General features: G+C 41.5%; 6 protein-coding genes. 2 read left to right on the top strand and 4 right to left on the bottom strand.

The window, feature by feature from the left end; translation table 11 throughout:
* Positions 1-2 precede the first annotated feature (2 nt).
* A complete protein-coding gene (locus tag ACRN9H_RS07410) occupies positions 3-956 on the bottom strand; it encodes a DUF58 domain-containing protein (RefSeq protein ID WP_432313123.1) in 954 nt (317 codons plus the stop codon).
* 25 nt (positions 957-981) lie between these two features.
* Positions 982-1,938 (bottom strand): AAA family ATPase, encoded by a 957-nt coding sequence (locus ACRN9H_RS07405; RefSeq protein ID WP_028761051.1) that lies wholly within the window; start codon positions 1,936-1,938, stop codon positions 982-984.
* A 262-nt stretch (positions 1,939-2,200) separates the two neighbouring features.
* Between ACRN9H_RS07405 and fadI the strand changes: the two genes are divergently transcribed.
* Together fadI and fadJ are read left to right on the top strand one after the other, a co-directional pair.
* Entirely contained in the window at positions 2,201-3,511 is a 1,311-nt protein-coding gene (fadI, locus tag ACRN9H_RS07400) for an acetyl-CoA C-acyltransferase FadI (RefSeq protein ID WP_432313122.1), read from the top strand.
* A gap of 5 nt (positions 3,512-3,516) precedes the next feature.
* A complete protein-coding gene (gene fadJ, locus ACRN9H_RS07395) occupies positions 3,517-5,637 on the top strand; it encodes a fatty acid oxidation complex subunit alpha FadJ (RefSeq protein ID WP_432313121.1) in 2,121 nt (706 codons plus the stop codon).
* 615 nt (positions 5,638-6,252) lie between these two features.
* On the opposite strand, the gene ACRN9H_RS07390 is transcribed toward fadJ, so the two are convergent.
* The gene (locus ACRN9H_RS07390; RefSeq protein ID WP_432313120.1) at positions 6,253-6,993 is read right to left on the bottom strand and encodes a hypothetical protein; all 741 of its coding nucleotides are present in this window, start codon (positions 6,991-6,993) and stop codon (positions 6,253-6,255) included.
* A gap of 109 nt (positions 6,994-7,102) precedes the next feature.
* Positions 7,103-11,383 carry an EAL domain-containing protein gene (locus ACRN9H_RS07385; RefSeq protein ID WP_432313119.1) on the bottom strand — a complete coding sequence of 1,427 codons (4,281 nt, stop codon included), beginning with the start codon at positions 11,381-11,383 and terminating at the stop codon, positions 7,103-7,105.
* Between the last annotated feature and the right edge of the window lie 250 nt (positions 11,384-11,633).

The following is an 11,633-nucleotide window of genomic DNA, read 5'->3' as shown; positions in this document are numbered from 1 at the left end:
AGTTAACGCAATAATTCCAATTGATGGGCTAGGGGAGCACCCGCATCTATGAGCTGGGTGCGCACGCGCAGTTGCTGCATCATGGCGATAAAGTCCCTTTGCTGACGCAGCTGAATGTCGAGCCATGCCTGATAACTGTGGCGGGTGAGCACTAAGTCCTCATTCCCATCACGTACCGGCAAATTAAAGTTGTGCGGTAACGGCAGTGTACCTTGACGCAGAGGATCGGTAATAAGATAGGCGCCCACATCGCAATGACGCTTAAGCTCAGTGAGAGGCGCGATACATTGAGGGCTAAAATGGCTGCCATCTGTCACTATCCAAACTAAGGAGCCGGGTTTGGCGATACGTTGTAATCGCTGACAGGCACGCAAGATATGGTCAGGATCGCGCTGGCCACTGCCAACATGATTGAGCTGATTTTCGTGTACACGGCGCAGGCCCGAGATCAATTGCAATATGCCCTGACGACGGCTGCGGGGTTTGAGCTCTAGATGCTCAGACTCGCAGGCGATCAAGGCGCCGAGTCGATCGCCATGGTTAATCGCATTCCAACCTAAGGTGGTGGCTAGGTGTCCTGCTTGCACCGATTGCAGCAATAAACTCGAACCAAAATAGAGGCTTTGGCTCAAGTCGATTAACAATAAAATAGGGCGCTCACGTTCTTCGACAAATAACTTAGTGTGAGTTGTGCCAGTACGAGCGGTAACGCGCCAATCAATGGTGCGCACATCGTCGCCCTGTTGGTAGTGGCGCACCTCGGCAAACTCCATACCGCGGCCTTTGATTAAGCTGCTGCGATGGCCCGCTAAATTAGCGCGGGCACGGCTATAACGCTCAGGCATAGCGCGGGCGATATTTTGGCACGCCAGCAGCTCTTGCTCGGTTAAATGCAAGCCATCGGCAAAAAGCGGCAAGCCATCGACCGAGGCTGAGAGTCGCGCTGTGTCACTCATCTTATTCCACCTTTTATCTTCACCGTTAAGGTACTGCAACTTGACTTAAGATGTGGTTGATCACGTGATCGCGGCTGACACCTTCGGCCTGTGCTTGGTAGCTGAGTAGCAATCTGTGTCTTAACACGTTCGGTGCGACGGCTTGAATGTCTTCTGGTGAAACAAAGTCTCGCTCGTGCAGCCAAGCACGGGCGCGGGCGCAGCGTTCTAATGAAATAGTTGCGCGCGGGCTGACGCCGTACTCAAGCCACTTAGCTAAGTCTTCGCTGTAACGTAAAGGCTCACGGGTCGCCATCACGATTTCGACTATGTACTTTTCGAGCGGCTCGGCGAGATAGATTTCCATGGCTTCGTCACGGGCGGCAAACACATCTGCTTGTGCAATCGGCTCAGTGGTTGGCAATTCGTGGGTGAGCGCTTCTTTACGGGATTGGCGCAGAATTTCGATTTCAGTCTCGCCGCTCGGGTAATCAAGATTCAAGTGCATTAAAAAACGGTCAAGCTGTGCTTCGGGCAGGGGATAAGTGCCTTCGTTTTCTAATGGATTTTGGGTTGCCATCACTAAAAACAGCGGTGGCAGCTTATAACTGTGCTTACCGACGGTGACTTGACCTTCGGCCATGGCTTCTAATAAGGCCGATTGTACTTTGGCGGGGGCGCGGTTAATTTCGTCCGCCAGAATTAAATTGTGGAAAATCGGTCCGGCTTCAAATTCGAAGGTGCCGGTTTGCGAGCGATAAATATCTGTGCCGGTTAAGTCGGCAGGCAGCAGATCAGGGGTAAATTGAATGCGGTGAAAATCGCCCTCAACCCCGTCACATAAGGCTTTCACCGCACGGGTCTTGGCCAGTCCCGGTGGACCTTCAACTAATAAGTGGCCATTGGCAATTAAGGCAATGAGCAGATTTTCGGTCAATACTGGCTGCCCTAAAACAACCTTATTTAGGTAAGTGCGTAATGCGTGGAAGCGACTCAAAGGCATGATGCTACTCGTTTTATTATGTTGAAAATACGTGTGTGGGCTATAGACAACAGCTATGGTAAAGAATTCCCTTAGGGTTTGGCTAGTGTTAAAAAAACAAACAGGTGTTTAAAACTTGCTGACAAGAAGTTAGAATCAGATCACACTTTAATGGTCAGACCTGTTATTGGGCGTTTTTCGCCGTAAAACAATGGGTCAAACACGGAAATAGCTAGCGCCGCCTGAAATCTCTCAGCGATTGCGCACATAAAGAGGGTGACAAATGAGTGATAGACAACAGGTTACGAACGCCAAGGGTGAACGTATCGCCATTGTAGCGGGTTTAAGAACGCCATTTGCAAAGCAAGCCACGGCATTCCACGGCGTATCGGCATTAGATATGGGTAAAATGGTAGTTAATGAGCTGTTGGCACGCTCGGAACTCGATCCTAAGCTGATTGAGCAATTAGTGTATGGCCAAGTAGTTCAAATGCCCGCCGCACCTAATATTGCACGAGAAATCGTCCTCGGTACTGGCATGAATGTGGCGACTGATGCCTATAGTGTCACTCGCGCCTGTGCGACTAGCTTCCAATCTGCCGTAAACGTGGCCGAATCTATCATGACGGGCAATATCGAAATCGGTATTGCGGGCGGCGCCGACTCTTCTTCTGTCTTGCCTATCGGCGTGTCGAAAAAATTAGCCCATGCGTTAGTCGATTTGAATAAAGCCCGTAGCTTTGGGCAAAAGTTACAAATTTTCCGCCGTTTAGGTTTAAAGGATTTATTACCTGTGCCGCCTGCGGTGGCAGAGTACTCAACGGGCTTGTCTATGGGACAAACCGCCGAGCAGATGGCAAAAACCTACAATATTAGCCGTGCCGATCAAGATGCCTTAGCGCACCGCTCACATACCTTAGCGAGTGAAACTTGGGCTTCGGGCCATTTGCGTGACGAAGTGATGGTCGCGCATATACCGCCGTATAAGCAGTTTATCGATCGCGATAACAATATCCGCGAAAACTCAGTATTGGAGTCATATGCTAAGTTGCGTCCTGCATTCGACAAACAACATGGAACTGTGACGGCGGCCAACAGTACGCCACTGACTGACGGTGCCTCAGCGATTATCCTGATGAGTGAAGGTCGAGCCAAAGCCTTAGGTTATCAACCGATTGGTTACATTAAGAGTTACGCCTTTAGCGCCATTGATGTGTGGCAAGATATGCTGATGGGGCCATCCTACGCGACGCCACTGGCGTTAAAACGTGCCGGAATGGAATTAGAAGATCTTACCCTGATTGAAATGCACGAAGCCTTTGCGGCGCAGACATTAGCGAATATGCAGATGTTTGCTTCGAAAAAATTTGCCGAAGAAAAACTCGGCCGTAACCGCGCGATTGGCGAAATTGACATGAGTAAGTTTAACGTGCTCGGTGGCTCGCTCGCTTATGGTCATCCTTTTGCGGCAACGGGAACCCGTTTAATCACCCAAGTGTGCCGTGAGCTTAAGCGCCGCGGTGGTGGAACTGGCCTAACAACGGCTTGTGCGGCCGGTGGTTTAGGTGTGGCTATGATAGTGGAAGTGGAGTAATCGGCATGGAAAAGACCTTTAATTTGACCCGCCGCGACGACGGCATTGCTATTTTAACTATGGATGTTCCTGGTGAAACCATGAACACCCTAAAAGCGCAGTTTGGCCCTGAAATCAGTGAAATTCTGGCCGAGATCAAAAGTGATTCGAGCATTCGCGGTTTAGTGCTGATCTCTGGCAAAAAAGATTCTTTTGTTGCGGGCGCAGATATTTCTATGCTCGATGCTTGTAAAACGGCGAGCGATGCCAAAGCCTTATCCCAAAAAGGTCATGTAGTTTTCAATGAGCTAGAAGCCTTAACGATTCCTGTGGTTGCGGCAATCCATGGCGCCTGTTTAGGCGGTGGTTTAGAGTTAGCCTTAGCTTGTCATCAAAGGGTATGTAGCGACGATGGCAAGACTATGCTCGGCGTTCCGGAAGTCCAACTTGGCTTATTGCCAGGCGGCGGCGGGACTCAACGTTTGCCACGTTTAGTCGGCATTACGACAGCCTTAGATATGATGCTGACCGGTAAACAAATCCGTCCTAAACAAGCCTTGAAAATGGGCTTAGTGAATGATGTTGTACCGCAGACGATTTTGTTGCAAACCGCAGTTGAGATGGCGCTTGCGGGTAAAAGTGCACCTAAACTAGTTAAAAAGTCACTCATTAATCAAGTGCTTGAAGGCACGAGCTTTGGCCGTAACATTATTTTCGATCAAGCGACTAAACAAGTCGAAAAGAAAACCCAAGGTAATTATCCAGCACCAGCCAAAATTATTGACTGCGTGCGTCAAGGGATTGCGAAGGGCATGCAAAAAGGACTAGAAGTCGAAGCGAGTCACTTTGCCGAATTAGTGGTATCAAAAGAATCTGCTGCGCTGCGCAGTATTTTCTTCGCGACCACAGAAATGAAGAAAGAAACCGGCGCTGAAGGTGCGAGCCCGCGTAAAGTGAAAAAAGCGGTGATCTTAGGTGGCGGTTTAATGGGCGGAGGCATTGCCTCTGTGACGACCACTAAGGCTAAAATCCCCGTTCGCGTCAAAGACATCAGCGAAAAAGGTTTAAGCAATGCATTAGCTTACGCCTACAAGCTGTTGGATAAAGGGGTTAAGCGCCGCCATATGACGCCTGCTGCCCGTGACAACTTAATGGCACTGATGACTACAACCACTGAGTATAAAGGCGTTAAAGATGCCGACATCGTTGTGGAAGCAGTATTTGAAGACTTAGCACTTAAACATCAAATGGTGAAAGACATTGAGCGTGAGTGTGGTGAGCACACTATTTTTGCGTCAAATACCTCATCTTTGCCGATTAGCCAAATCGCCGAGGCGGCGATGCGTCCTGAAAATGTGATTGGTCTGCATTATTTCTCGCCAGTGGAAAAAATGCCGCTGGTGGAAGTGATTGCCCATGCTAAAACGTCGCCAGAAACCATTGCGACTACTGTCGCATTTGCCCGTAAGCAAGGTAAAACTCCGATAGTGGTGCAGGATGGCGCGGGTTTCTATGTGAACCGTATTCTTGCGCTTTACATGAACGAGGCCGCGCAATTACTACTGGAAGGCCAAAGTGTTGAGCATTTGGATAAAGCTTTAGTTAAATTTGGTTTCCCTGTGGGCCCCATTACTTTACTCGACGAAGTGGGTATCGACGTGGGCGCTAAGATTTCACCGATCCTTGAGAAAGAATTGGGTGAACGTTTTAAAGCGCCAGCGGCTTTTGACAAGCTTTTGAGTGACGATCGTAAAGGCCGTAAAAATGGTAAAGGTTTCTATCAATACGGCGCATCGAGCAAGAAAGCTAAAGCTGTCGATGAGAGTGTTTATGGCGTGTTAGGCATTAAGCCTGGCACCAATAAAGACGCAAAAGCGGTTGCCGAGCGTTGTGTCGTACAAATGCTTAACGAAGCGGTGCGTTGTTTAGAAGACGGTATTATCGCATCGCCAAGAGATGGTGATATTGGCGCCATTTTCGGTATTGGCTTTCCGCCATTCCTCGGTGGCCCATTCCATTATATTGACACTTTAGGCGCCGCGAACTTAGTGAAGATCCTTGAAGGTTATCAAAGTCAATTCGGTAACAGATTCGAACCTTGTGAGCGCTTAAAAACCATGGCTCAAGAAAACTCGCGCTTCTTCTAAGTCTTCACAACTCGATATTGAACAAAAAAGCGGCATAAAATTGCCGCTTTTTTATTGCCACAAGGCATTATTTTGCCTAAGAAACGTTCAAAATGTTGATGTGATTCTTGTATGAGCAGCACCCTTAAATGGTTGAAGTTGACTTTAATGTTATTCCGCTGAGTTAGATGCTTTAGTTCATTGTTTAGTTGACCACTTGTATGTTGATAGCGGGTACGCATAGAACGCTTAGTCTAATATCTGAACGAATATCAAAATGGGTATTAATTTGAATGGCTCACAAGCGATTTTTTTTGATGGGGAGTAAAATACCGAGCGTTATTATTTTTAGTTATTTTTAGTTATTTTTAAAGATATGGCCTTTAATAAATATTAAAAACTAAAGGGAGCTATGCTCCCTTTAGTTTTTCAGCTGGGCCTAATTTAAATTTTTATCGCTGTTTATTCATTAGGCTCATTACTTTAAGGCTTAAATCTAGTTCCACCAACCCTTTGCCGAAATCACTTCAAGTTGGTTTAAACCATCAGGTAACTTAACCTTTTTACGCGCTGGCTTAGATAAACCGAGTGCTTTTTTAATTGAATTTAGCATAGTCACTCTCCTCATTTATTCAGTTATGCGATTTCGAATAATTTGAATTTGACATTAGGAGCACCAGCTACTTCAAGTGATTTGAATTTGACATTAGGAGCACCTGCTATTTCAAGTGATTTGAATTTGACATTAGGAGCGCCCGCTACTTCGAGTGGTTTGAATTTGACATTAGGAGCACCTGCTATTTCAAGTGATTTGAATTTAACGTTAGGAGCACCTGCAACTTCGAATGATTTGAATTTAACATTAGGAGCGCCCGCTACTTCGAGTGGTTTGAATTTGACATTAGGAGCGCCCGCTACTTCGAGTGGTTTGAATTTGACATTAGGAGCACCCGCTACTTCAAGTGATTTGAATTTGACATTAGGAGCACCTGCTATTTCAAGTGATTTGAATTTGACATTAGGAGCGCCCGCTACTTCGAGTGGTTTGAATTTGACATTAGGAGCACCTGCTATTTCAAGTGATTTGAATTTAACGTTAGGAGCACCTGCAACTTCGAATGATTTGAATTTAACATTAGGAGCGCCCGCTACTTCGAGTGGTTTGAATTTGACATTAGGAGCGCCCGCTACTTCGAGTGGTTTGAATTTGACATTAGGAGCACCTGCTATTTCAAGTGATTTGAATTTAACGTTAGGAGCACCTGCTACTTCAAGTGATTTGAATTTAACATTCGGAGCACCTTCAAGCGCAACACTATTCGCAGTTAAACCAATTGAAGATAATAAAGTAACTGTTACTAGGATTCCTTTAATCATTCTAATTCTCTCTCAGGGTAGTTGATATTGATTTATTATTGACACTAACAGTACTAATGCATGTGTTGTGCCAATGTCTAAAATTGCAATCAAATTGAGAGTTAAGTGATTAGATAATGTTTCTAGTCATATCAGGTTTGGCTATATTTTCTTGGAGTAGCAGAGTAAACTCACTTTCTTTTATGGCCTTACTAAAAATATAACCTTGAATCTCTTCGCAGTTGAGCGCCCGTAAAATATTTAATTGTGCAATCTGCTCTACGCCTTCACCTACCACTGATAGCCCCATGTTATGGGCGATTGTGATAATAGAATCGACCATTTTTAGATCGCGATCAGACTTATCAATATCGTCAACAAACGCTTTATCAATCTTCAATGTATGAATCGGGAAGCGCTTTAAGTATGAGAGTGACGAGTACCCAGTACCGAAATCATCTAGTGCCAAACTGACACCCATTTTAGCCAGTTGTTGCATGACAATAATTGCCGTTTCCGGCTGTTTAATGACGGTACCTTCAGTAATTTCTAATTCTAGGTGACAAGCTGGCAGCTTAGTAAGTCTTAAAATTGACTCTATTCGCTGTTGAAGATCGGGGAGCGCAAATTGACGTGACGATAAATTGACTGCAACCCTGCCGCTAAATATTCCTTGTTCCCGCCAGTTCTGTGCGGCGAAACAGGCTTTGCGTAATACAATTTCACCAATTTCAATAATTAAACCATTTTCTTCTGCCAGAGGAATAAAATCATTCGGTGGAATTAAGCCATGTATTGGATGGTTTAATCTAACTAAAGCCTCCATACCAGTAATTTTACCGCGTTTAAGATCAACTTTAGGCTGATAATAGACTTCGAATAAATCTTCCTTTAAACCTTCACGAATTAAGGTTTCCACCTCTAATTGACGAATAGCATGTTGGTTTAATGGCTCTGAATAAAACTGGTAACAATTACCCCCTGCTGATTTAGCATGGTACATAGCGATGTCGGCTTTTCTTAGTAATGCTTGCTCATTTTGCTCATCCTCAGGAAATAATACGATACCAATACTTAATCCTAAGACTAATAGTTCATGATTAATTTCGAAGGCTGGTTTCAGTCCTTCTATAACACGACTTGCGATTGCTGCACTGGCATTTATATCTGAATTTTTATCGAGTACAATTGCAAACTCATCTCCACCTAATCGATAAATGCTGGTATTTTTAGGCAGTAATGATTTTATACGCACTGAAACCAGTTGTAGTAATGTATCTCCAACCTGATGACCGAGGGAGTCATTAATACGTTTAAAGTTATCAAGGTCAAGTACCATGAGAGCATGGGCTATTTCTTTATTGACTAAGTTACTTAAGGTGACTTGTAAATTAGAACGATTTGGAAGTCCAGTTAATACATCATTATTTGTTAATTTTCTAAGTTCTTCTTCTTGTTGTTTTCGTCTCGATATATCGGAAAAAATACCAACGTAGTGTGATAGTTCACCTTGTTCATCATAGATGGCATCGATAGTCAGTTCCATATTAAAGCGACTTTTATCTCCTCTCAATGCTTCGACTTCATTTGTCCATCGGCCTTGTTGTTTTAATATTGTTCTGATTTGAGTGGAAAAGGTTTCGGGATACAAATCAAATGTGAGTAATTTTCCCATGAAATCAGTACGATTGCGTAATGAAATCTTGCAGCAAGCCTCATTAACTTCAACAAAATGGTACTGATTATCAAGAATAAACATACCTTCTGAAATGTTTTCAATTGCCTTCTCAAACAATTTCAATTGTTCTTCTTTCTGTTTGAATTGGCTAATATTTTTAATTGTGCCAGTCATACGTAGGGCATTATCTTTGTCATCACGTTCTACAATTTTTGCTCGGTCTAAGATCCATACCCAATTATCATCTTTACCTTTTACTCGATATGCCGCTTCGAAATGGTCTGTTTCACCATAAAAATGTTTATTAAGCGCCTCTCGAACGCGTTCCTGGTCCATTGGATGAATATTACTTTCTTCATTTGATTTGCCAGAGCGATGTCCATCACGGGGAAACTCTAATGCTCCCCAAATATTTGAGCGAAAAATATTACCGGTTTCTATGTCCCAGTCCCACATTTCATCACCACTTCCCCATAAGGACAGTTTTAATCTTTCTTCACTTAATGCAATCTGGCGTTGAACTTCTCTTTTTTTCAAGAGAAATTTGATAGATATAAGCGCTACAAGTATTAATACGATAAAATAAAATAATTTAGCATAGGTAGATAGCCACCAAGGAGGCGTTATTTCTATTTTTAAGCTATGAGTGGGGCCTGGTTCATTAGTGATAGGATTTACCCCATAGACATTAAATGAGTATTCTCCGGGTGATAGATTAGTATATGTTGCTGAATTATTCCCTTTATCTGCAATCCAATCATTTGATAAACCCTCTAATTGATAAAAATAATCAATGCTTATACTGCCAGATTTAGGTGAGTTAAACTTTAATGTAAAAGGATAGTCAGAATATTTTAACTCTATTTTTGAGGATTTAGATATCGATGTTGTAAGTTTTCCATCTCCTACTTTTTGTATTTCATTGAAGATGTAAAGGTCGCTGATAACAGTCTCTATTCCACCTTTTTTTATATATTCTTTGAGTTTAGCAACGTTTATTTCGCTAATGCCATTTATCCCGCCAAAATAGAAGTAGTGCTCAATAGCGATTGCGCTTTGTGTATTGTACTCATCTTGCGTACCAAAGTCGGTGTTTAAAACATAAAATTTTTCACCTATGTTAACAATTAGCTCTTGAATTGATGATGCTGCTATTTCATTTTCATTATTAACTGATAAGGAGTAAATGGGGTTTCTACTATTGAAAATAAGTTTTGTTAATTTATATTTGTGATTATAAGAGTAGATTGCTGATTTAGTACCAAAGTAAGTTATACCATCTTTGTGAACAATGCTATATACAATACCATTGCTATATATATTTTTTTCAATTCCATTACCTATCTCAATCAATCCAGCTTGCGTTGCAACTATATAATTTTCGTCTGATATATTTTTTATTTCAAAAATTGGTAACTTGTTTTTTAAAACTAATTTCGAAGTAACTTTTTTACTTTCAATGTTAACTTCTTTTATTTCAAAGTTACTTGTCCCGAATAAAATTTTATTATTTTTAATATCGGAGATGGCAACCACTTCATCGTTACTAATTCTTATAGGTTTAATTTGATCCTTTGACTTATAGTAGAATCCATTTAACCCTCCAAAAAAAACATTATCATTTTTTGAAACTGCACTTGTTATGTTTTCAATATTGGTTGCAATTACTGTTTCATTTTTTTTAAGCGTGTCAATTTTTAAAATGTTATTTTTGTTGCTGGATATGGTTAGCTCGTTATTTTTTTCTGAAGTGATATTCCAGACGTTTGTTCTCGATTTATTTATAACAGAGACTATGTTTTTTTTATTGTCTATTAATGAAATCCCCATGTTAACCCTAGCCACAAAAATATAGTTTTCTCCCTGAAATAATAGGTGTGGCTTCTGTATTGAATCAAAATCAAGAATGCTTCCAATTATTTTTTTTTCGAAAGTTTTTTTATTGAGGTTGTAAATGTAATTATCTTTAATGAGAGTGATGTAGTTCCCATTAGTTGACATGCTATCTATTTCGAAGGATTTAATTTTATTTATTTTTATGTTTTTTTTGTCAAGGTTATAAATGGAATCATGTGTAAATATAAAGTAGTTGCCATCTATTTCACTTATGTCTATTACATCGTCAATTAATTTTTCTGACTTGCCTTTAGAGTAAAAGAATGTTTTTCCATCATGATTCTTTAAAAGGTAATCGCTTCCTATTTTTATTATACGCTTTATGCTGTTGAAATTTTTATTTTCTATGCTTAATATTACTTTGTGTGTGTCTTGATCTACTTCGATTATTTTATTATCTGTGCCAACAATAATATTATTATCAGAGATACTTAATGACCATATTGCATTCTGTAAGTTTTTAACTTTTTCAAATCGTTCCTTATTAGGTGAGTAAACATTTAATCCTTTATCGGTTCCAATAAAGAGGCTCTTACCATCAAATATAGCACTTTGAATAAATGAACTATCTAGCCCGGAACCATCATTCGAATAGAATTTTTTAAATTCTCTACCATCAAATCGATTTAGGCCATTTAATGTTCCAATCCAAATGTAACCATCAAGGTCTTCTGCTATGGATGTTACAGTACTTTGTGATAATCCTTCTGGAACACTGAAAAGCTTAGTTCTTAATTCTATAGGTATAACCTCTTGAGTAAGTTCTTGGCTCATAAGGGAAAATTGGAAAGAATTTATAGTTATTAAGAGGGCAAAAGCCAAGAGTGCTTTAGGCATAGTATTTGTTCTTATTATCCGATGATGCCATGAAACATTAGTGTTACATTACTTTTCCAGAAAGCGAGTGGTTTGTCAAAGTGCAGTTTACCAAAAATCATTTTACAACATACAGATGCGGTAAAATTGTTCACTTAATATGTGATAAAACATGGATTAGCCATGTTTTACATCAGTATTATGCCCAACAGTGATAGATACGACTATTGTTGGGCTAATTTGTAGCGGTTCTGTTTGTTTACCTCAAATA

This window comes from Shewanella sp. MF08487 (assembly GCF_050848685.1).
GTDB classification, from domain to species: domain Bacteria; phylum Pseudomonadota; class Gammaproteobacteria; order Enterobacterales; family Shewanellaceae; genus Shewanella; species Shewanella glacialipiscicola.
Note: the sequence above shows the minus strand (reverse complement) of the source record. Positions and strands in the feature narration are given on the sequence as shown.

Excerpts from the sequence above, each read along its gene's own strand:
- ACRN9H_RS07410 (WP_432313123.1), bottom strand. The coding sequence starts at position 956 with ATGAGTGACACAGCGCGACTCTCAGCCTCGGTCGATGGCTTGCCGCTT.
- ACRN9H_RS07405 (WP_028761051.1), bottom strand. The coding sequence starts at position 1,938 with ATGCCTTTGAGTCGCTTCCACGCATTACGCACTTACCTAAATAAGGTT.
- fadI (WP_432313122.1), top strand. The coding sequence starts at position 2,201 with ATGAGTGATAGACAACAGGTTACGAACGCCAAGGGTGAACGTATCGCC.
- fadJ (WP_432313121.1), top strand. The coding sequence starts at position 3,517 with ATGGAAAAGACCTTTAATTTGACCCGCCGCGACGACGGCATTGCTATT.
- ACRN9H_RS07390 (WP_432313120.1), bottom strand. The coding sequence starts at position 6,993 with ATGATTAAAGGAATCCTAGTAACAGTTACTTTATTATCTTCAATTGGT.
- ACRN9H_RS07385 (WP_432313119.1), bottom strand. The coding sequence starts at position 11,383 with ATGCCTAAAGCACTCTTGGCTTTTGCCCTCTTAATAACTATAAATTCT.